Origin of the sequence: Mucilaginibacter sp. L3T2-6, assembly GCF_030519355.1 — a bacterium.
GTDB lineage: Bacteria > Bacteroidota > Bacteroidia > Sphingobacteriales > Sphingobacteriaceae > Mucilaginibacter.
The window spans coordinates 1-20,660 of the sequence record NZ_JAUMKC010000004.1 but is presented as its reverse complement, the minus strand read 5'-3'; the positions used below and the strand labels follow the sequence as shown (position 1 = coordinate 20,660).

General features: G+C 45.0%; 18 protein-coding genes. 7 read left to right on the top strand and 11 right to left on the bottom strand.

The window, feature by feature from the left end; genetic code table 11:
- Window positions 1–12: 12 nt before the first annotated feature.
- From Q3W13_RS06000 to Q3W13_RS05985, 4 genes are all read right to left on the bottom strand, one after another.
- Window positions 13–2,034 carry a phage tail sheath C-terminal domain-containing protein gene (locus tag Q3W13_RS06000; RefSeq protein ID WP_302862114.1) on the bottom strand — a complete coding sequence of 674 codons (2,022 nt, stop codon included), beginning with the start codon at window positions 2,032–2,034 and terminating at the stop codon, window positions 13–15.
- Between the two features lie 6 nt (window positions 2,035–2,040).
- Window positions 2,041–3,471, bottom strand: a complete 1,431-nt coding sequence (locus Q3W13_RS05995; protein ID WP_302862113.1) for a phage tail sheath C-terminal domain-containing protein — start codon at window positions 3,469–3,471, stop codon at window positions 2,041–2,043.
- Between the two features lie 10 nt (window positions 3,472–3,481).
- On the bottom strand, window positions 3,482–4,666 hold the full coding sequence (locus Q3W13_RS05990) for a hypothetical protein (RefSeq protein ID WP_302862112.1): 1,185 nt from the start codon (window positions 4,664–4,666) through the stop codon (window positions 3,482–3,484).
- A 61-nt stretch (window positions 4,667–4,727) separates the two neighbouring features.
- The gene (locus Q3W13_RS05985) at window positions 4,728–5,309 is read right to left on the bottom strand and encodes a DUF4255 domain-containing protein (protein ID WP_302862111.1); all 582 of its coding nucleotides are present in this window, start codon (window positions 5,307–5,309) and stop codon (window positions 4,728–4,730) included.
- Between the two features lie 379 nt (window positions 5,310–5,688).
- On the opposite strand from Q3W13_RS05985, the gene Q3W13_RS05980 reads away from it, so the two are divergent.
- Together Q3W13_RS05980 and Q3W13_RS05975 are read left to right on the top strand one after the other, a co-directional pair.
- Window positions 5,689–6,438, top strand: coding sequence for an SDR family NAD(P)-dependent oxidoreductase (locus Q3W13_RS05980; RefSeq protein WP_302862110.1), 750 nt, complete (start codon window positions 5,689–5,691; stop codon window positions 6,436–6,438).
- Between the two features lie 76 nt (window positions 6,439–6,514).
- Window positions 6,515–7,096, top strand: coding sequence for a TetR/AcrR family transcriptional regulator (locus Q3W13_RS05975; protein WP_302862109.1), 582 nt, complete (start codon window positions 6,515–6,517; stop codon window positions 7,094–7,096).
- 14 nt (window positions 7,097–7,110) lie between these two features.
- On the opposite strand, the gene Q3W13_RS05970 is transcribed toward Q3W13_RS05975, so the two are convergent.
- Both Q3W13_RS05970 and Q3W13_RS05965 read right to left on the bottom strand, forming a co-directional pair.
- Window positions 7,111–7,740: a hypothetical protein gene (locus tag Q3W13_RS05970; protein WP_302862107.1), complete on the bottom strand. Its 630-nt coding sequence runs from the start codon at window positions 7,738–7,740 to the stop codon at window positions 7,111–7,113.
- 124 nt (window positions 7,741–7,864) lie between these two features.
- Complete coding sequence (locus Q3W13_RS05965) at window positions 7,865–8,248, bottom strand: group III truncated hemoglobin (protein WP_302862106.1); 384 nt, start codon at window positions 8,246–8,248, stop codon at window positions 7,865–7,867.
- 137 nt (window positions 8,249–8,385) lie between these two features.
- Between Q3W13_RS05965 and Q3W13_RS05960 the strand changes: the two genes are divergently transcribed.
- The gene (locus Q3W13_RS05960; protein ID WP_302862105.1) at window positions 8,386–9,084 is read left to right on the top strand and encodes a DUF2461 domain-containing protein; all 699 of its coding nucleotides are present in this window, start codon (window positions 8,386–8,388) and stop codon (window positions 9,082–9,084) included.
- Window positions 9,085–9,891: 807 nt separating this feature from the next.
- On the opposite strand, the gene Q3W13_RS05955 is transcribed toward Q3W13_RS05960, so the two are convergent.
- Window positions 9,892–10,548 carry a LysE family translocator gene (locus Q3W13_RS05955; protein WP_302862102.1) on the bottom strand — a complete coding sequence of 219 codons (657 nt, stop codon included), beginning with the start codon at window positions 10,546–10,548 and terminating at the stop codon, window positions 9,892–9,894.
- Window positions 10,549–10,723: 175 nt separating this feature from the next.
- Here Q3W13_RS05955 and Q3W13_RS05950 point away from each other — a divergent pair, with 175 nt between their 5' ends.
- Complete coding sequence (locus tag Q3W13_RS05950; RefSeq protein ID WP_302862101.1) at window positions 10,724–12,334, top strand: MFS transporter; 1,611 nt, start codon at window positions 10,724–10,726, stop codon at window positions 12,332–12,334.
- Window positions 12,335–12,461: 127 nt separating this feature from the next.
- A complete protein-coding gene (locus Q3W13_RS05945) occupies window positions 12,462–12,932 on the top strand; it encodes a dCMP deaminase family protein (RefSeq protein ID WP_302862100.1) in 471 nt (156 codons plus the stop codon).
- A gap of 144 nt (window positions 12,933–13,076) precedes the next feature.
- On the opposite strand, the gene cmk is transcribed toward Q3W13_RS05945, so the two are convergent.
- The 4 genes from cmk to Q3W13_RS05925 all read right to left on the bottom strand — a co-directional run bounded on the left by cmk (window position 13,077) and on the right by Q3W13_RS05925 (window position 15,778).
- Window positions 13,077–13,748: a (d)CMP kinase gene (gene cmk / locus Q3W13_RS05940; protein ID WP_302862099.1), complete on the bottom strand. Its 672-nt coding sequence runs from the start codon at window positions 13,746–13,748 to the stop codon at window positions 13,077–13,079.
- 69 nt (window positions 13,749–13,817) lie between these two features.
- Window positions 13,818–14,279 (bottom strand): GNAT family N-acetyltransferase, encoded by a 462-nt coding sequence (locus Q3W13_RS05935; protein WP_302862097.1) that lies wholly within the window; start codon window positions 14,277–14,279, stop codon window positions 13,818–13,820.
- A gap of 125 nt (window positions 14,280–14,404) precedes the next feature.
- Window positions 14,405–15,244 (bottom strand): sulfurtransferase, encoded by an 840-nt coding sequence (locus Q3W13_RS05930; protein ID WP_302862094.1) that lies wholly within the window; start codon window positions 15,242–15,244, stop codon window positions 14,405–14,407.
- 60 nt (window positions 15,245–15,304) lie between these two features.
- Window positions 15,305–15,778 carry a ribonuclease H-like YkuK family protein gene (locus Q3W13_RS05925; protein ID WP_302862093.1) on the bottom strand — a complete coding sequence of 158 codons (474 nt, stop codon included), beginning with the start codon at window positions 15,776–15,778 and terminating at the stop codon, window positions 15,305–15,307.
- A gap of 268 nt (window positions 15,779–16,046) precedes the next feature.
- Between Q3W13_RS05925 and Q3W13_RS05920 the strand changes: the two genes are divergently transcribed.
- Together Q3W13_RS05920 and Q3W13_RS05915 are read left to right on the top strand one after the other, a co-directional pair.
- Complete coding sequence (locus Q3W13_RS05920) at window positions 16,047–18,092, top strand: M13 family metallopeptidase (protein WP_302862092.1); 2,046 nt, start codon at window positions 16,047–16,049, stop codon at window positions 18,090–18,092.
- Window positions 18,093–18,181: 89 nt separating this feature from the next.
- Window positions 18,182–20,161 carry a glycoside hydrolase family 97 protein gene (locus Q3W13_RS05915; RefSeq protein ID WP_302862091.1) on the top strand — a complete coding sequence of 660 codons (1,980 nt, stop codon included), beginning with the start codon at window positions 18,182–18,184 and terminating at the stop codon, window positions 20,159–20,161.
- Window positions 20,162–20,660: the final 499 nt, after the last annotated feature.

The window sequence follows — 20,660 nt, the reverse complement described above, 5'->3', positions numbered from 1 at the left end:
GTTATAAGTCAATTAATTTTCCTGCATTTTGTGGCTAAAGCGCAGAATGATAAATTCTGCCGGGCGTACCACAGCCATGCCAATTTCAACTATCAATAGCCCGTTCAATATATCGTCGGCCGTCATAGTTTCATTCAGCCCAACATGTACATAAAACGCGTCTTCGGGTTTGGCGCCCTGCAATGCTCCCGCGCGCCATTGCAGCGTAAGGAAGTTTTGCACCATCATGCGAAGTTTAGTCCAGGTATTGGCGTCGTTATTTTCAAAAACGAAAGGATAGGTTGCATTCCTCACTGATTCTTCGACCATGATAAAGAAGCGCCTCACGGGCACGTAACGCCATTCGTTATCGTTACCGGCCAACGTACGGGCGCCCCAAACCAGCGTGCCTTTTCCGGCAAATGCCCTTATAGCATTAACCGATTTGCCGGTGGAAGTAACATTCATATCATCCTGGTCAATATTGTCAATCTTTACAGCGGGGCCTATTACGTTGTTCAGACTAACATTTGCAGGCGCTTTCCACACGCCGCGGGCAGCATCTACAGCAGCATAAACGCCGGCTACTGCTCCTGATGGCGGGATGGTGCGCATGCTGGCCGTTACAGCCTGGCTAACACCACCAAAAAAGCTGTGGCCGGTAAACAGGGCCTGTTCTGCCTGGCTTTCGTAAAAGAGGGCAGCATTTAACAAAGCGCTAAAGGACGCCAACAGGGTAGTGACCGGCCCGGCCAGATCATTGATAATACTGGCCACATTCACCACCAGGCTGGCATTATTGTAAGCCGTATTGGTTTTGGCAACCGAGCCAAACGACTCGCCACCCAGCCAGTCTGACACTGCCGAAAATTGGGTGTAATGCGTTGACGCTGTACGCCCGGTTAGAATATTGCCAACTTTGGTATTTTTCTCTATGGCAATGAGCGCAATAAGCGCCTGCTGCAATTTGGTATCAGCTTTTAATTTTTCAATGTCTTTGGCCAGCGGAGAGGAAGCTGAAATGTCGTTTTCGGCTTTCGGAAAAGCGGTCGCTACTGAAGCCAGCAGATCCATATACGCGGCCAGCTTTGTATCAGGTTTATTAGGGGCAGGCAGATTTTTAGCTGCATCTGCCGAAAAAGCGCCCAATTGTCCGGTTATTTCAGCAGTGCCATTCAGTCGTAGTGAGTCTTTGTCAGCCTGTGAAGAAAAAACCTCACCCAGTACGGTATCAGTATCAGCTATTTTTGCGGCCAGGTCGTTAACCAGTGTTTTTTCGGCATCGTTAACTGAGAAACCCGTGTTATAATTAGCAGGTGAAATGACTGCATTTGCATTATTTCCGTCTAAAAACACCAGCTGTCTGAAATCGACATCTATCCCGTAGCTGGTTATTATCCATGGGTAATAAACCGCCCCGTAGTTAAGATTATTTATACCTGTTTGGTCGCGAAAATCGGCTATCGGGTCAAAGCTTGCCGCCGGATCCTTCGGTTTGTCGCCCTGCAATACATCAAAAATGCTGAACCGGTCCTGCAGTTTGGCGCAAACGTCCAACGCATAGTTCTGCAGCTGGCCAAAATTTACCTTGTCGGGTTCGTTAGAGGCATTCAGCAGTAAAACTGCATCAGGAAACAGTATTAACGTAGGTTCATCATATGCCTTTACTGCATCAATACCGCCCTTAATATCATCAAAAGCTATTGCATCGCCGTAAGCGCCTACCGAAACAATATAGCATGGCCCGCCCCCATTATCAAAGTATTGCATCATAGAGGTATACAGCATATACCGTTTATCGGGCTCAATATTGCTTATCTGTTTGCCTTTTACCGTTACGGTATATGTTTTTTGCTGGTAAGCGCCGCCAAAAATACTTTGATATTCTATAAGCGAGCTGATTCGTACAGGCACGTTGGTTAAGTCGCGACCGGATACGGATGTGATAAGTTGTGTATAACCAATAAATGCCGGTATGGCTGTTGCTACCTCGGCTACCGAGGGCGGAAGCAGTGCAATCTCCTGCACGTATACTCCCGGGGTTTTGTACGCCATATGCTGTTATGATTGAACGAGTTTATGACTGAAACGAAGTATAATGAACTCAGCCGGACGGACCACCGCCATTCCAACCTCTACAATGAGACGGCCTTCCAGTATGTCAAGCGCTGTCATGGTTTCGCCTAGTCCCACGTGTACAAAGAAAGCGTCTTCAGGTTTAGCTCCCTGTAAAGCGCCCGCCCGCCATTGCAGCGTAAGGAAGTTGGCAATCATGCCGCGTATTTTCGACCAGGTAGTACCGTCATTAGGTTCAAAAACAAAGGGTTCAGTTGCTTTTTTAACTGATTCTTCTACCATATTGAAGAAACGCCGCACTGATATGTACCGCCATTCATTATCGTTACCGGCCAGTGTACGGGCACCCCAAACCAAAACGCCTTTGCCGGTAAATGTTCTGATAGCGTTTATAGATTTGCCCGTTCCGGTAACGTTCAGGTCGTCCTGATCGGCATCGGTAATTTTTACGGCCGGTTCTATCACCATATTCAGGCTCACATTGGCAGGCGCCTTCCACACCCCCCGGGTGCTGTCCACCGTAGCATACACTCCCGCAATTGCCGATGCCGGAGGCAGCGTAACCGAAAGCGCGCCTATCTGTTGCTTAATGTAGTTGTACAGTTCGCCGTTATTATGATAGATTGATTTACTTACGTTTACGGTGCCTTCAGGTAATCGTAATACGGCATTGGCCGGCACTTCTGAGGCGCCGACATTGGTACCTGCTATAATATTTATGCTGGCCTCGTCAACTTTGTAAGGGATGGTAGTGCGCAGGTTTGGATAGTAGGCTGCCGCATAACTGAGGTTATTATTTCCTATTTTAGTACGGAAAGTAGCCACATCTGTATTATAAAGATCTACAAGCACCACCCGGTCTTTAAGCAAAGCTGCCTGCGCCATTGCCTTTGCAGTGTATAATCCGTAATACTTATCAATGTCGGTAAGCGCAATGGCATCGGTGTAGATCAACACCGTTGGTTCATCTTCTTTCTGTACGGCATCCATTGCCGCCCCCAGCTCAACGTCTGAAACCGCCCCCCCGCTGGTGGCGCCTGCCGAAGCAATATAACATGGGCCGCCGCCGTTAGCAAAATACAGTTGCAGGCAATAATACATCCTGAATTTAATAGTTGCGGAAGGGTCGGCCAGGGCTGCATCAAGCGAATAAACGCCGTTCGCGTCCTTGTTAATCTTTATTCCCCCGGCTGTTCCGGTAGTATTAAAACTCACGTTGTCCGTATCACCAAAAATCTGCTCATACTCTTTGAGCGACTTAATGCGCACAGGTTTGTTAATAAGCGATTGACCGTTATATGTGGTTTTTTGCGTGTAGCCTATAAAGGCCGGAATAGCCGTTTCCACTTCGGCTACTGAGGGTGGAAGCAGCGATACTTCTTCCACATAAACGCCCGGGTGATGGTATGTTGCCATATTACAGTTTTTAAATAAATATTTCCGAATAGATCTGATTGGTCTCTGGTTTTATCATGGCTGCCGTTGCGTTGGGCAGGTCATCCGCAGTTAGGTTGTTATTTTTATCTTTCACCTTTACTTGTATAAAGCCCTGCCTGGTGAGCGGTAAAGTATCGCCCGTGACGGAGGCTGGGCCAAAGGCCGCGCCAACGTAACGCCAGAAAGTAGCCCTGTTTTTAAAATGCAGATTAAACACCGGCGATTTAAGCGATCCATCTGTTTTAAGCAGGTTATAGGATGCATTGCTGGTTTTTACCACCACATCAATTATGCCCCATGCCGTGGTATTAGTAGTGTAGTAAAAAGCAAAATCGTCGGTATAGCTTGCGTCGGCGGTAGTAATATGCGCGTAATATAGCCCATGCGGTAGTGCGCTTATATCAGCCTTAATGGTGTTAAAGTCGCCGGTTTCAATGTTGCTTATAACCGGCAAAGCATTGCCTTTACGGTCTGTAATGGTAAGCAGCGGCATTTTATTCGCTACAGTGGGCGTATAGATAAATATATTTCCGCTACAACGTATGCTATCTGCCGCACTGGCGTATAAAAGCGGTTTTCCGCTCACCAGCGGATCGGTGTCCCAATTACCTGCAGGGCCGCCCGAAGGATTGCTGCTATTTTTTTTCCGGGCTATATATAATTTGGTTGGTGCAGTGTGATTATCCACCAGCATATCGCCCGGATAATAGGTGGTACCGCCCTGGTACACCCGGGGAGTTGCAGTTATAAAAGGAGCAATACGCTGCGCGTATGCAGCATCGTTGGTGAAATAAAATATCCTGTCAGGCGCCGGCTGCAGCGGAAGCATGGTATAGTTCACAAATAAGCCGTCTACTACGTTCAGATAAAAGGAAAATACAGAATCATCTTCCGGGGCAACTTCAGGCAAGTTAATCCCGGTTTCGCTGCTATAGCGTATGCCGGTAATAAATCCGCCGGGGGTTGTTTTGAAAACCGCATGGCAACCTGCTAAAAGAGAATGTGTGGCTGCGCTGGGTTGTATGGATAAGAAATCACCTACGTTGTAGCGTAGTTGCAGGGCCAGCTGCCTGGCGGCACTAAGCGTATCAAAAATACTGTCGCCATCATCCAAATGGTAATGGTGTTTGATAGCCAGCTCGAATAAAGTCTCGTAATACAATTTCAGGCTCATAGGGTTTTGTTTTAACATCACCCTCACATATCAGCTTTCACAAAAGTTTATCTAACATTTATTAGCTTAATTTTTCGTTCAGATCGATCTGTTTTATTACACCACGGCTTTCTGTCACATTATTCCTGAATATTTCCACAAGCCGTACCCTATATAAAATATAAGGGTGCTGTTTGCCGCCCAATGTACTCCACAGGTAGTTGGCCTGTTCAAATGTGGGCGAGTAGATATCCAGCATCAGGCGAAAGTCGCCAAGCCCATCCTTTAAGGTCGGGCTGTTTTGTTTAGTAAATGTGTTTTTTCCCTGAAAAAATGTTACGATGTGCGAGAGGTACTGGAGCGCTTTAGGGTACGAATCATTAAAACAGGTGAACAGCACATATAAGTTTAAATAAAGCGGCGCATTACGATAGTTGATAGCCTCACCATCGCGGGCGAAGTTCGGTTGGTTTTTGAGCGTGAACTCCTCAGAGACATTGACCAGTGTTAAAAAAACATGGTCAAGACCTATCAACTTATCCTCGGGAATATGAGCAATGTTTTTGAGCTGCGTAAAATCCGCGCTTATGCTGCTGTTCCCGTCGGTAGTTTTGAGATAATTATTCACCTGCTCAGCCAAAAAGCCGAGTGAATCATATATCATAACGCCGAGAAAAATAAAGTGAAAATGGTGGTGTTTTATAATTAGGTGTAGTAAAAATAATCGCAGAATATATAAAATGCAAGAAAAAAGAAAAATAAATTGCCCTTTCATTAAGATATTAACCAGATATTTTAATATTTAATTATAAAGAATTTTATTTACAAATAAGTATTGAGCCAACTAAACCAAAGCACTTCATGACGGCAGAATCAGTTTCTGATATCTGATTGTTCCCATAATTCTCCATCGGATAAATTAAAGGCTGCAGCATATTGTCATCTCTGGCTAATATTTAATTTTAACCGGAACGATTGTTCCGGATTTGAATCTATATTTGCGGAACGATTGTTCCGAATATATAATTAAAATCACGTCAAGAATGAAAAAGTTAGAAAACAAAGTAGCTGTAATAACCGGTGCATCAAAAGGAATTGGGGCAGGCATAGCAAAAAGCCTGGCAGCAGAGGGTGCAGCGGTAGTAGTAAATTATGCTTCATCAAAAGAAGGAGCAGATAAAGTTGTAGCCGAGATTGTAGCCAATGGCGGCAGGGCTGTTGCCATACAGGGCGATGTATCAAAAAAGGCCGATGTAACCCGCTTATTTGCCGAAAGCGAAAAAGTTTACGGAGGGGTAGATATCCTGGTAAATAACGCCGGTATTTATAAGTTTAACACAATTGAGGAAGTGAGCGAAGAAGAATTTCACCGCCAGTTTAATACTAACGTACTTGGTTTGCTTTTGGCAACACAAGGTGCTGTAAAAAGCTTTGGTGAGAAAGGCGGCAGCGTTATCAATATTGGCTCGGTAGTAAGCCGTATTACGCCCCCCGGCAGTTCGATATATACAGCCACCAAGGGTGCTGTTGATTCGATAACACAAGTATTATCAAAGGAGCTGGGGCCAAAAAAGATCCGCGTTAATTCGATTAACCCCGGAATGGTTGAAACTGAAGGCACTCATGCAGCCGGTATTATCGGCAGCGACTTTCAAACACAAACCGAACAAACTGCACCTCTTGGCCGCATAGGTCAGCCGGACGACATTGCGCCCATAGCTGTGTTCCTGGCTTCTGACGCATCAGGATGGCTTACCGGCGAAACGTTGTTTGCAGGCGGCGGCGTAAGATAATTTGATTTGCCCGCATCAGTGGGTAAATTGTCGCAAAATAGATAGCTTTGCCTTTTATAGGCAAGGCTTTTTTGCTATGGCAAGAACTAAAGATTTTAATGAGGACGAAGTGCTGGCCAAAGCGGTTTGTATTTTTTGGCACAAGGGATATAACGGCACTTCGATGCAGGATTTGGTAGACGGCCTGGGAATCAGCCGCTCAAGCTTGTATGATACCTACGGCGATAAGCACTCGCTGTTTATCAAAGCCCTGGAGAGCTACATGGAGTCGGGCTCAAAAGCGCTGTGCAGCATCATCAGCGACAATATACCCGCGAAAGAAGCCGTAAAAAAGCTGTTTGAATATACAACGCGTACTTTATTGGATGACAGCCAGCATAAAGGCTGCTTTATGGTAAATACCGAGGTTGAAGTAGCTCCGCACGACGAGGAAGTCAGCCAAATTATCTGCCAAAATGAACGACAGGTTGAAGATGCTTTTTATAAAGCCATTAAAAAAGGCCAGGATAGCGGCGAGATCAGTGAGGAAAAAGATGCCCGTGCTATAGCCCGGTTTATCTTTAACACAGTAAAGGGACTGCGCGTTACCGCAAAATCAACAACTGACAAGGCGGTTTTTGATGACGTTATCCAGATGGCACTTTCTGTGCTTGACTAACTCCCCGGGGTAAGCTACATTGTTGTTGTTCCCTGTTTAAAATCAAATCCGTCCAGATAAGCTATCTTCCACTTACCTTGCTCTTTTTGAACTTTAAATCTATAATTAAACTCTTTCCAGTCGGGCGACATATCAGCTTTCAGTTGTCCCCACGTCCAGGAAAATTCGCCCTTTTGTTTATTCAAACTGACAACCTTTACTTCAACTAAGTCCCACGGGTTTGGTTTGTCGTATGGCTCATCCTGGGAATCGCACCACGGATCAACATCGTTGGCAAAATTAAATGGAGGCAATTCGTCTGTCACCCATTTGAATTCGTTATTTTTAACTTTTCTATCGAGTGTTAAAATGATTTGTTTGTAATTATAGATAAACTCAGGGGTGAAAAATTCAGTAGCTTTTAGCACCTGTAAATTTGTCTCAAGCTTTTTAAGGTCAAAGCCAATACAAAGACTATCCTTGCTGTCAGTTAGCTCCGGAACAAGCTTTAATGTCTTCTGTGATTCAGCCCAATTCAGCATCTTCCTGATAAGGTCCCGAATTTCTGTTTTGTCGTCTTTAGCCTGCCAAGCAGCCAGGACTAATTCCGTGGAAGTTTTGGTTGTTTTGTTCTTATGCCGGTCTCCATCGCCGCAGGCTAACATAACTGGCAGTATGAAAAACGCAGTATAGTTTAAATATTTCACGTTCAACCTGTATTAAGGTACTAAGCTTAAGGGAATTAACACGAATATAAGAAATTTCGTAGCAGTGATTTTATTAATCTGTTTAGATGATAACTTTTGAGCTATCTTTCATCGCTGCCAGCTTACTCTGAAACATCACCGACATCAGTACGGCTTTATTTTTTATTTCTGTGGCATTTGGCCCTTCAAAGTGCTCATCCACGGTTTGATTGAAGAGACTGATCCACCTGTCAAAATGTACCGCTTCAACAGGCAGCGGCGCATGCCTGGCAAATGGGTTGCCCTTATAACCGGGAACACTGAACAGCGCGGCATTCCAGAAAGCGTACATCTTCTGAAGGTGGGGCTCCCAGTTGTCCTTAATTACCGCAAAAAATACCGGGCCAAGCCTGTCGTCACGGCGTACCTTATCATAAAAGCTATCCACCAAAATCTTTATCGAGTCTAAGTCTTTCAGGTCTTCCATAGCGCGCGTTGTTGTTCAAAGTTACGGGTAATTACCTGCAAAAGAACTGCCAGTTGACGGTAAGAGTGGCAAAGTTAAACGAAATACAATAAAAGCTAGCCGTGAAAAGATTGGTTAACAAAGATTACTTTTGGACTATGTCAAAGCAGCATCCAGCACAAATAACCCCGTCCAGCTTTTATTTTTTGGAAACCTTAAAGAAAAACAACAACCGCGAGTGGTTTGCTAAAAACAAGGAACTGTTTTTGAAAGAGCAAGCAGTTATTGAAGAATTTGCCGAAGCCCTGCTGCGGGAGCTTAACCGGCACGATGTGATTGAAACGGCATCCGGTAAGAAAAGCCTATACCGGGTTTATCGTGACATCCGTTTCTCTGCCGACAAAACACCTTACAAAACTCATTGGAGCGGCAGCTTCAGGCGGGCTACCAAATTTCGCCGCGGTGGTTATTATTTTCATATCGAGCCGGGCAACAACTTTATCGGGGGCGGTTTCTGGAACCCCAACCCTGCCGACCTGAAATCGATCCGTGATGATATTGCGTTTGATTCCCGTCCGCTAAGGGCTATTTTGAGCGATACCAATTTCATTTCATCCTTTCAAACCCTACAGGGCGAAAAAATAAAAACAGCACCCAAAGGCTTCCCTGCCGACCATGAAGCTATTGAATTATTACGCCACAAACAATTTTTGCTGATACGCCGCTTTACCGACGACGAGGTATTAGGGCCCGACTTAGTGCAAAAGGCAAGCGACGGATTTAAGCACATGCGACCGTTTTTTGATTATATGAGTGAGGTGCTGAGTACCGACGTGAACGGGTCAACCTTATTATAAAGACCTTCCGGGTTAAGGTAAGGTTACGCACCTACGGAGCGCTGGTATTGTTGTTTGTGTTTTCTACCAATATTTCGCTCCTGACGGAGCTGCCCCTTCGATTTGTGGCCAAATCAATCCCTATTTTATTTCATTGCCGGTGCTGAGAAAACAAAATGAGCCACCAATTTATCAAGGAGTACGAAAAAGCTATAATGAGCGGGATACCGGCAACCTTGTTAATGCAGTGCACAAATCTTACCGATATATGGTCGAATAGCTTGTTGGCGTTAAAAGTCGTTCAATATCGCTGGCCCCGATAGGGCTATGATATTGGTAGAAAAAAACAAAAGAATTTTCCGCTCCGTAGGTGCGTGACCTGCGTGCTATTTGGCGCACCTAACGGAGCGCTGACATGGGTAATCGTTTTTCTACCAATATTTTGCTCCTAACGGAGCTGCCAGAAAATCATGTATTTAAAACGCAACAGGTATTAAATCAATATTAATTGAAGACTACTTCATTGCCGGTGCTGAGAAAACAAAATGTGTAACCAGTCTATCAGCAACACAAATGAGGCAATAATAAGTGCAATGCCAGCAACCTCATTAAGACGGTGTAGAAATTTTACCAATATACGGTTGCGCAGCTTATTGGCATAAATGGCTTTAGTTAAAAGTCGTCCAATATCGCTGGCCCCGATAGGGGTCTGATATTGGTAGAAAAAAACCAAAAAATTTTCCGCTGGTATTGTTGGATGTATTTTCTACCAATATTTCGCTCCTGACGGAGCTAAAGCTTCGATTTGTAGCCAAATCAATCCCTATTTTATTTCATTGCCGGTGCTGAGAAAACAAAATGAGTCACCAATTTATCAAGGAGTACAAATGAAGCAATGATAAGTGCAACGCCTGCAACCTCGTTGAGGCGGTGTACAAACTTTACCGATATACGGTCGCGCAGCTTGTTGGCGTAAAAGGCTTTAGTGGTATCAAGCCCGAACTGAACGATCAGTATCGTTAAAAACATGATGGCTATTTTAAGCGACCGGTTTGGTACGCCTTCATGGTAAACGGTACTTGCAGCGCCGATGACGATTGTCCAGTGAAAAAGTATAGTGGGATTGAAAATGCACATTACAAAGCCCTTTAAAAAGTAGCCCGCGCGGTGCAGTTTGGTGGGGATGGTGTTGTTATAATTGATCTCGGACTTTTTGAACATGTAGTATATGCCGATGGCAAATAACACAGCGCTGCCAATGATTCCGGCGTAGGTTTTATCATGGGCAGTAACGTCAAAATATTGAGAGCCGAACAGGATAGCGCCAACAAAAACCATGTCGCTGCAGACGACGCCCAATGCAAGCGCGACGCCAGCATGAAAGCCTTTTTCGATACTGGTTTTTATCAGGGCAAAGAAAACCGGGCCGGTTAAAAACGTAAGCACTAACCCAAATCCGATACCTGATATTATAGCTTCTATCATTAATTTAGGCTTCCTCGCCGGTTAATTTTAAAAAAGGGAGCACGAATATGCAATTTTATATGGTAAACAACCAAACTTAAAATTGTGATTTATTAATTAAAAAATATACCGGAATTACAAAAATTAGCTATGTTTAGTGTTTCAATTACACTGCTTTTATAAACCTGACTAAACGATGGAACAAAAAAACACAAAAAGTTACGGCACAGCGCTGTATACCATTATTACCGTATTTTTCTTTTGGGGGTTTCTCGCGGCCTCGAATGGCATATTCATACCTTTTTGCAAAGCACATTTTAACCTGACACAATTTGAATCACAATTAATCGACTTTACTTTTTACGGCGGTTACTTTATAGGTTCATTGGTGTTATACTTTGCATCGCAGTTAACCAAGGTTGATATCCTGAATAAGTTAGGTTATAAAAACGGTATCATTTATGGCCTTGTTCTGTCGGCGGCTGGCGCGCTGATAATGGTTCCGGCTATAAATTCAGGCTCATTTGGGTTTATACTTGGCGCGTTTTTTATTATCGCACTTGGTTTCTCGTTGCAGCAAACTGCCGCTAATCCATTCGTTATAGCCCTGGGAACACCCGAAACAGGCTCCAACCGTCTAAATCTTGCCGGTGGTGTAAATAACTTCGGTACATTACTCGGGCCGGTTATCGTCAGTATTGTTTTATTTGGCAGTGCCAGTAAGCTGATACCAGCTGCCGAGGTGAAAATAACGGCAGTAAACACGCTCTATTTTATTCTTGCAGGACTATACATAGCAGTAGCGATATTTTTCTGGATCTCAAATTTACCAAAGGTTACCAGCGACGAGAAAATTGAGGCAAGTCATAAAACCAATATGCCCCTATTTATCATTTTTATCGCGTTCTGCCTGATTTTAGCGGCTGGCCCTTTAACAGAGCTTACAGGTTTGTCCCGGGCTTATTTTGTTTATGCGTCGCTTGCAATTATATTGGTTACGCTGATGATGTCACTGTCCGCCTCGAGTAAAAGCACCGAAGGTTGGGGCGCAATGCATTACCCACAGCTTATCTATGGTATGATTGCAATTTTCACCTATGTGGGTGTGGAAGTAACTATACAAAGCAATATGGGCGCCCTGTTAAAAACAGCCGACTTTGGCGGATTCAAGGAATCGGAAATTGCCCCATACATTTCGCTCTATTGGGGAAGTTTAATGATAGGCCGCTGGACGGGCGCCATTGCAGTGTTTAATCTATCCAAATCAGCCAAAAACATATTAACCGTTATTGTTCCGCTATTTGCATTTGGTGTGGTATTGCTGGTTAATTACCTTACAGGTGTGAATGTTTCGAACTTGTTTATTTATGTAGTATGTGTCGCTATAGTAATTGCTGGTTTTTTGATCGGTCAGCAAAAGCCTGTGCGTACGCTTACATTATTCGGCATACTGGGCGTTTTGGCTATGGTGGTTGGTTTAATGTCGACCGGCCGCGTAGGTTTGTTTGCTTTCATCAGTGGTGGTTTATGCTGCTCCATTATGTGGCCGTCTATATTCGCATTGTCAATTGCTGGGCTTGGAAAATATACCAGCCAGGGCTCGGCGTTCCTGATCATGATGATTTTGGGCGGCTCTATTATTCCGCCGGTTCAAGGAATTTTAGCTGATACAAGCGGCATTCATTTATCTTATGTGGTTCCGGTATTGTGTTTCGCTTACCTGGCGTTCTTTGCATGGAAAGCAGGCGCCGTATTGAAAAAACAAGGTATCGACGTGGATAATCTTGATGCTTCAGGCGGACATTAATATTTTAGAATCCAGAGGTTGGAGACCAGAGATTAGTTGGTTTCTAACCTCTTTTTTTTATAAAGCCTGGACATCAGCCCCACTATATTTCTTCTACGTCTGATTTCCAATAACTAATCTATATCCCATGGCAAAACCAAGCTTCGACCGTATATATATGAACCTGGCTACCGACCTGGCCATGCGCTCGCATTGCGTAAAAGCACAGGTAGGTGCTGTCTTGGTAAAGGATACACGTATTATTTCTATAGGCTATAACGGCCCGCCTGCGGGCACCCACAATTGCGATGAGGAATGGCCTGAAACGGGCTGCGCCCGCGACTCAAAAGGAAGTTGCTCACTTGCCCTTCATGCTGAACAAAATGCCATACTTTATGCCGTAAAAAACGGCGCAAATCTTGAAGGAGCTACTTTATATTGCACCCTCTCCCCTTGCCTGCCATGTGCAAGACTAATTTTTTCAGCGGGGATTAAAAAGGTTTTGTACGATAAATCGTATGCTGCCTATAAAGGCATTGGTAGCGACGAAGGAGTTGACTTTCTAAATAAGTTTGGAGTGCCTGCCGAAAGATTTATTGATGAAGACTACACCGATTAACGAAGGACAACACCGATTTAGAAGTTTGATTATCGATTTGTCCTTCCCTTTTTTGCGATTAATGAATCGGTGAAACGGGGCAGCCTTCTTGAGTGCCGCCGAAAAACAGGCAGAGGACGAAAAATCATCCTCTAATCTGTGAAATCATAGTAATGGCTCAACCTTGCTCAGCGCAAACAGCAACTGCTCATCTGGCGTTAAATCGGTATTATCCAAGATGATGGCGTCTTCGGCACGTACAAGCGGACTTTCTGCCCGTGTGGTGTCCTGGTAGTCGCGGTGTGCCAGGTTTTCGAAAACATCTTCCAGGGTAATATCGGGGTTCTTTGGCTGCAGCTCTTTAAAGCGCCTTTCGGCGCGGACAAGCGGATCGGCAGTCATGAAAATTTTAATCGGGGCATCGGGGAATACAGCGGTACCGATATCACGGCCGTCCATCACTATATTTTTTGATCTGCCCATGCGCTGCTGCTGTTTTACCATCTCATGCCGCACCTCGCGGATAGCTGATACAGCGCTCACCGCTTCTGATACAGGCATCTGCCTTATTTCATCAGAAACTTCCTCATCATTTAAGGTGATATGCGTTTGGTAATCGCGCGAATGAAAATTAAGGTGAATATCTTTAAGCGCTTCGACAACCTGCTCGTGGTTGTTGATATCGATATTATTACGAAGAAAATAAAGGGCTACCGCCCTGTACATTGCGCCGCTGTCAACATAAATAAAATGAAGCTTTTTGGCTAAAGCCTTTGCCAGGGTGCTTTTTCCGCAAGATGAATAACCATCTATAGCTACGATGATGTTGTTGCCCATGTGCAGCGAAGGTAGGGAAAAGTTGGCAGTCGGCAGTGTGCAGTTGGCAGTTTGTTAAAAAGTTATAGTTTATAATCCCAGCCGCATCTCGAGTAAATTTGGCGTAAAGCCGGCTTTTTCATAGGCCCTGACGGCCGGCTGATTGTCGTTATAAACTTCCAGCCGCAATTCATTTATGCCCTGGCTTTTAGTCCATTGCTTAAGGGCATCCAAAACCTTGCTATTTACCCCTCTGCCCCGATATTCGGGTTTTACGTACATGAAACCCAGGTAGCAATGCCGGTCGTGCTTAAGATAGTTCTTTGATTGCGTTACCCGGGCATAACCGGACCCGATTACCTCGCCATTCAGTTCGGCCACTATTACCGCAAAGTCGGGGTCGTCAATCAGTTTCGCCAAATCGTAGTAATGAATTTCGCCTTCTTTTAGGGTTGGATCAAAAGGGCGTTCGGCGGCGACGATGCCTTGTTCGAAGAATAGTAGTGTTTCAAGGTCGGAGGGCTGGGCCTTGCGGGTGATAATTTCATTCATAGGTATGTTTCGCTTATAGAAACGCAATGCATTGTGTCTTACGAGAGCAGCCGGCTTGACATTTTCAGACCTGTCCTGTGGGAGACGCGATGCATCGCGTCCCTGCGGTGAACAATTTATTATCTTTAATACCTTTGCGCTCCCGCCATCGGTAAATCCCTTCTCGACCATTCACTCCACGAGCCCACGTACAATTTCGGTTCCGTTATACCTGCATAAGCCATCCCCAGTAAGGTATGACAAGCAGTCACGCCCGATCCGCAATGTACAATCACATCTTCCGGCGCTACATTGCCAATAGTATCATTATAGAGACTGCGCAAAACATCAGCGGGCAAAAATTTACCATCGGCATCAAGATTCAATATATAAGGCAGATTGACAGCACCGGGGATATGACCTGCTATTAAATCTATGGGTTCTGTCTGACCGAGATAGCGCGGCTTCTCACGAACGTCGATCACCAACCTGCTGTCATCCTGCGCGGCTTCACCTGCTTCATCAATATCAACCGTGCCTGCATAATCGCCGTGGGTATGGTAAGGTTTAACGGGTACTGGCGTGTATTCTTCGGTGTTTAAAGTTATGCCGGCCCTGTTGGCAGCCTGTAATCCTCCGTTTAGCACCTGCACTTTTTCATGCCCCAGCGCACGCAGCATCCACCACAAACGGGCTGCGGCAAAGGCAGCGCTTTTATCGTCGTAAATTATTACATGACTCTGGGGAGTAATACCCCAACTGCCGAGCAGGGCCGAAAATTCACTTACATCCGGCAGCGGGTGACGGCCGCCTTGTGAAGCATCGGTAACTTTTGCCGCCAGGTGTTTATCCAGGTCGGCGTGTATGGCGTTTTCAAGATGACCGCCAAGGTAGCGTTGGCGGGAATCCTGCCCACCCCGCGCATCGATAAGGACGATGTCCGGGTCGTTAAAAGCAGGGTCATTAATTTCAATTAGAGGCGACATAAGTTTGTATCTGATGTATAAAAATCAAATATAACTATGCCGGAATTGTTTTCAGTAATTTTACTGAACGATTTTGTTGGCGCAGGCCGAGCTGGCAAAGGCCTCGGGTTTAGCTTTAAACACAAAGCCCATGCTCAGAATATAACCCATGGCCTCGTGCAGGGCCTGGTTGCTTTTAAACATCGGGTTGGTGTTAATATCGGCATGTACCTCCAGATCAACATCATACAAGTCCAGCAGGTCACAAAGCTTATAGGCAATATCTATTGACTTTTGTACCTCGGTAAGCATCCTTTCTTTAATGCCCATTTTTTGCGAGGTACGCTCCTGGTGGATAAACATAAATCCGCCGCGCTGCTCACGCAGAAAAACAATTACTGTAGCAAAATCAGTGATGTTACCTTTTACCTGCGAATCGGTGCCGATACAAACTTTGAGCTTGTTGCCGAGGGCGGTTTCCCGTTCAATTGTGCGTTCAACCTCCTCCATGATTGGCGAGCTGATGACCTCGCCGCTAAATTTTCTCCAGGTCATAAATTCAATTTTTGAAGTTAAATTTTACCTGACCCGCTTTGGGTCTATAAAAATAAGCGATAACGTTCCATATAAACGTCAATATAATATGATTTATTTGTTAACATTTAACTGAATATTAACAGATTATATTATTGGAGTCCATAAGCAATACACCATAAACCATAGTTAGAAGTTATCATTTAAAGATTTTTTCTTTTTCAAAGGACTATGCTCTCGTTTATGGACTATTAAAAAACACTATCTTTAACGTACAAACCCTGTAACTATGAGATTAACCAAGTACCTTTTATTAACCATACCTGTAATTACGGTTGCCGGATGCAGCCAACCGAAAACATCTTCGACAGAACCGGCGAAGCGCACTGTTTTTTTTGATAAATCGGGAATGGACACTACCGTAAACCCCGGCGACAATTTCTTTTTATATGCCAACGGCAAATGGATAAAGGATACTAAAATTCCGCCAAGCGAGAACAGTTGGGGCCTGGCTAATATGCTTTTTAATGATAACCAGAAACACCTCCACCAGATACTGGAGGACGTTGGCGTGAATGATAACCCGCAGGGCAGCAAGGAACAAAAAGTTGCGGACTTTTATAAGAGCGGGATGGATACCGTCACTATTGAAAAATTAGGCTACGAGCCTGTTAAACCTCTACTGGCAAAGATTGACGCCGTTGCGGATTATAAAGAACTGGTAACCTTAGCTGCCGCCGGTTTCAAGGATGGCGGGGGTTTTTTATTTGGCTTTTACGTAGCACCTGACGACAGGATAGCCAATAAAAATGTGGTGCATTTCGACCAAACCGGCTTAACCCTTGACGAGAAAGGGTCCTACTTAAAAACCGACTCCGCTTCTGTGAACATCAGGAAAGAATATGTAAAATATATTGCGAAGCTGTTTACCCTTACCGGTGTGGATGCTGCAACCGCAACCGCTAAAGCCAATGGCATTTTAAAGCTGGAAACCGAAATTGCCAGGTCGCACTTAAGTCCGGAAGAGCTGCGCGACCCTGTGCGGAATTATAACAAGTTTACTTCAGCTGATTTTCAAAAACAGGTACCTGATATTGACCTTGGGGGCGTATTCAACCTGATGGGATTAAAAACCGATACGGTGCTGGTTGGTCAGCCCGGCTATTATAAAGCTTTGGACGGTTTATTAAAAAGCCAGCCAATAGCCGTATGGAAAGACAAGGCTGCCTTTGGAGTGCTCAATGACGCAGCGACTGCACTCAGCAAACGCTTTGTGAACGCCCACTTTGACTTTTACGGCAAAGTACTGAATGGCCAGAAAGTGCAGAAGGAACGCTGGAAAAAGATGGTTGATAAGGTGGATGATTCGCTGGGCGACTTGTTGGGTCAGCTTTACGTAGAGAAATATTTTCCTGCGGATGCCAAAAAACGAATGCTCAGCCTGGTAAATAACCTGCTGAACGTGTACCGCGACCGTATACAAAAACTGGACTGGATGGGTCCTGAAACAAAACAACGCGCGCTTGACAAGCTGAACGCCATCACCAAAAAGATCGGCTATCCGGATAAATGGAAGAATTATGATGACGTGGTAATAACGAAAGACACTTATTACAAAAACCTGCAGGCTATTGCCAGGCATAACTATAACGAATCCGTAAAGAAAATTAACAAGCCTGTTGATAAAACAGAATGGGGAATGACGTCGCCCACTATCAATGCATCTTATAACCCGGCCTTTAACGACATAACTTTCCCGGCAGGCATACTGCAATGGCCATTTTTTGACAACAACGCTGATGATGCCATTAATTACGGCGCAATCGGCCTGGTTATAGGCCACGAGATGACCCATGGTTTTGATGATCAGGGCCGCCAGTATGACAAGGACGGGAATCTGAAAGACTGGTGGACCAAAGAAGATGCTGCCAAGTTTAATGCTCGTGTAAAGGTGGTAATTGATGAATATAACAAGTACACCGTTTTAGACACCTTACACCTAAATGGCAATTTAACGCAAGGCGAAAACCTTGCTGATATTGGCGGGCTCGCTATTGCTTACCAGGCCTTTAAAAACACTCCGGAAGGGAAGAGCAATACCAAGATTGACGGCCTGACGCCCGATCAACGCTTCTTCCTTTCGTGCGCCCAGGTATGGCGCGCCAAACGCAGCGACCAATTAACCCGCCGCCTGGTTAGTATCGATCCGCATTCGCCGCCCATGTACCGTGTTAACGGCCCGGTATCAAATATGCAGCAGTTTTACGATGCATTCGGTATAAAACCAGGCGCCAAAATGTACAGGGAGGATAAGGACAGAGTGAAGGTTTGGTAGGAATCTGATTTTGAATAAACGCAATGCCATCTGTAACCCGGGTGGCATTTGCTATATTTACTACTGCCAACTTATAAATCTACTCCCTGATGATGAAAAGATACCTATTAACTGCGTTCCTTCTGTACTTTACCTTCTATGCCAGGTGTACTGATACCTTGTCTGTTTGTTCTCCTTCGGGAAAAATCTGCGTAAAGATATGGATGGATAAAGCGTTGAACTATTGCGTTTATGAAGACAACAAAATAGTATTGAAGCCCTCGGTGGCCGACATGCTATTATCCAATCGTCAAAGCTTCTCATCAGATAACAGCATCAAATCACATACGGCAAAATCAGTCACTAATGAAATCGTCTCTCCTGTCCCGGAAAAAAGAAGGAGAATTAAGGACGATTATAATTTACTCTCGATAACATTCAGGAAACCTTATAAAGCGGAATTCAGGGTATATGATGACGGCGTTGCTTACCGGTTTTCTACATCATTTAAAGATTCTATTACTGTACAAAACGAAATCGCTTCGTTCCATTTCCCGGCATCTTCGGCCGCTTATTTCCCTGCCATACATAAAAGGGACGACGCTGATGTTTTTCATACAAGCTTTGAAGAATTATACCCATTAAGGCGGCTTGACTCGATAAAAGACACAGAGGTGGGTTATACACCCGTCCTGGTAGCGCCGCCGGTTAGTCCTAAGATTGCAATTATTGAATCTGACCTGGAGGATTACCCGGGGATGTTTTTAAGCGGAACCGCAGCCGGCGTTTTAGAAGCGAAATTCGCCCGTTACCCGTTACAGGAAAAATTAACTGCAGGTGATTATCCGCAAATGGGGGTTACAGAGCGGGCAAATTATATAGCCAAAACAAGAGGTACAAGAACCTTTCCCTGGCGTGTGCTTATGATTGCCGGTGAAGACAAGCAATTACCTGGTAACGACATAGTTTACAGACTGGCCTCTCCAACCCGTATTGGCGATGCCTCCTGGGTGCATCCGGGCAAAGCCACTGACGAGTGGATCATAAACGTCAATTTGTTTAATGTTCCTTTCAAGTCTGGCGTCAATACGGCATCGTATAAATATTATATCGATTTTGCCAAAAGGTTTGGGTTCGACAGGATAATGATGGATGCTGGATGGAGCGATAACACGGACCTTTTTAAAATTAATCCCGCTATCAACATGGATACGATAGTGGCCTATGCCAAAGCGAAGAACATTAAAATAAGCATGTGGACACTGGCGCATACGTTGAACAGGCAGCTTGACAGCGCCTTAAACCGTTTCAACAAATGGGGCGTTGATTTTATTATGACGGATTTTATAGACCGCGACGATCAGAAAACGGTGAACTTTTATTACAGGATCGCTAAAGCCTGTGCTGAGCATCATATCATGATCATGTATCATGGGGCATATCCGCCAAAAGGATTCAACCGCACCTTTCCCAACAATATTACCAGGGAAGGTGTACTGGGCTCAGAGTACAATATATGGACCGATAAAGTAACGCCACAGCACGACGTGACGCTGCCCTTTACGCGCATGCTGGCGGGTTCTTTCGATTACGAACCTGGCATCTTAAACAACGCCACTCAAAAAGGATTCAGGCAGATAGAAGGCATGGTAATGAGCCAGGGCACACGCTGCCACCAGCTGGCCATGTTTGTGGTGTATGATAACCCCATGCAAATATTTTCAGGTAACCCGTCGCAGGCCTGGCTGGAGCCAAAATTCACAGAGTTGTTGGGCAGCATCCCCACCACCTGGGACGAGACAAATATATTAGACGGCAAGGTAGGAGAATATATAGTAACCGCCCGGCAAAATGGCAGCAACTGGTTTATTGCCGGCATGAGCAACTGGACACCAAGGGATATAACCGTTAATTTTGATTTTCTGGATGCATCTGGCGCCTATAAAGCCACCATTTGTAAAGACGGTGTAAATGCGGACCGCTATGCAGCCGATTATATTTTAAGTGATGCTACGGTAAAAAAGGGGGACGTTATTAAAATACACCTTGCGCCGGGCGGCGGATTTTTGGTGAAGTTGGTGAAGGAATAGCATCCTATGATGTATTGCCGAATACGTGGCGAATAGGTTGCGTACCTACGGCACGCTCGTCCTCTTTTGTTTTTTTCTACCAATATTTGGCTCCGATGGGGGCCCGGGAAATGTAATCACATGCGGCCAAGCATCGGTTGCCATACGGGCGGCTCCGTTAGGAGCCCAATATTGGTAGAAAAAATAGTATAATATATTCTCGCCCCGTAGGGCCGCAACCTCACAAATGATGCCCGCTGCAATGTGCTATTCCGGCAATTTGAGAGTATGCCCTACCCCAATCAATCATTTGCCTGGTTACATGACGTATAAGTGGCGTACCTACGGCACGCTCGTCCTATTTTGTTTGTTTTCTACCAATATCGGCCCCGATGGGGCAGGGAAATGTAATCACATGCGGCCATGCATTGGTTGCCATACATGCGGCTCCGTTAGGAGCCCAATATTGGTAGAAAAAATAGTATAATATATTCTCGCCCCGTAGGGCCGCAACCTCACA